The following is a 1,096-nucleotide window of genomic DNA, read 5'->3' as shown; positions in this document are numbered from 1 at the left end:
AGCACCCGGACATCAAGATCGTGAGCATCCAGAACGGCAAGCAGGAACGTGACCAGGCGCTGACCGTCACCGAAAACATGCTGCAGGCCCAGCCCACCCTCAAGGGCATTTTCAGCGTCAATGACAACGGCTCCCTCGGCGCACTCTCGGCCATCGAAGCCAGTGGCCTGGATGTCAAGCTGGTGAGCGTCGACGGCGCGCCGGAAGCGATCAAGGCCATCCAGAAACCCGGCAGCAAATTCATCGCCACCTCCGCGCAATACCCCCGTGACCAGATCCGCCTGGCCCTGGGCATCGCCCTGGCCAAGAAGTGGGGCTCGCAAGTGCCGGCCACAATCCCGGTGGACATCACCCTGATTGACCAGGCCAAGGCCAAGGATTTCAGTTGGTAAAACACCCAGGCCCCACGCCAGGCGTGGGGCACAGGTCATCCATCTGAATATGAGGTCGGCGGTATGAGCAGTCTTCTGAAGCTGGAAAATATCTGTAAGCGCTACCCGGGGGTGCAAGCCCTCAAGGCGATCAACCTGGAAGTGCAGCGCGGCGAGATTCATGCCTTGCTCGGGGAAAACGGTGCAGGCAAATCGACCTTGATGAAGATCCTTGGCGGGGTCGAGCACCAGGACGAAGGGCAGATCCTGATCGACGGCGAGGCTCGGCAGTTCGCGACGTATCGTGATGCGATTGCCGCCGGCATCGGCATTGTGTTCCAGGAATTCAGCCTGATTCCCTACCTCACGGCGGTGGAAAATATCTTCCTCGGCCATGAGCTGAGCAACCGTTTTGGCCTGTTGCGCAAGCGCGAAATGGTCGAGGCCAGCGAGGCGTTGTTCAAGCGCCTCGGTGTCAGTATTGACCTGCAATGCGCGGTCAGGCACCTGAGCGTGGCCGAGCAGCAATTCGTCGAGATCGCCAAGGCCCTGGCCCTGGACGCTCGGCTGCTGGTGCTCGACGAACCCACCGCCACCCTCACGCCGAGCGAAGCCGAGCTGCTGTTCGAAATCATGCGTGAACTCAAGCGCCAGGGGGTGGCGGTGATTTTTATTTCCCACCACCTGGAGGAGATTTTCCAGGTCTGCGACCGCATCAGCGTGCT

Annotated in this window: 2 protein-coding genes; both read left to right on the top strand. The window is 60.6% G+C overall.

The genetic code is table 11. The features are described from left to right. A partial coding sequence (locus HX786_RS32090) for a substrate-binding domain-containing protein (RefSeq protein WP_256735340.1) occupies nucleotides 1–392 on the top strand: 392 nt, incomplete at its 5' end. 63 nt (nucleotides 393–455) lie between these two features. After that, on the top strand, nucleotides 456–1,096 hold a 641-nt coding region (locus HX786_RS30355), incomplete at its 3' end, for an ATP-binding cassette domain-containing protein (RefSeq protein WP_178913014.1).

This window comes from Pseudomonas sp. 21615526 (assembly GCF_013386245.1).
Taxonomy (GTDB): domain Bacteria; phylum Pseudomonadota; class Gammaproteobacteria; order Pseudomonadales; family Pseudomonadaceae; genus Aquipseudomonas.
The sequence above is the reverse complement of the archived record's forward strand: the minus strand, read 5'-3'. Positions and strand labels throughout refer to the sequence as shown.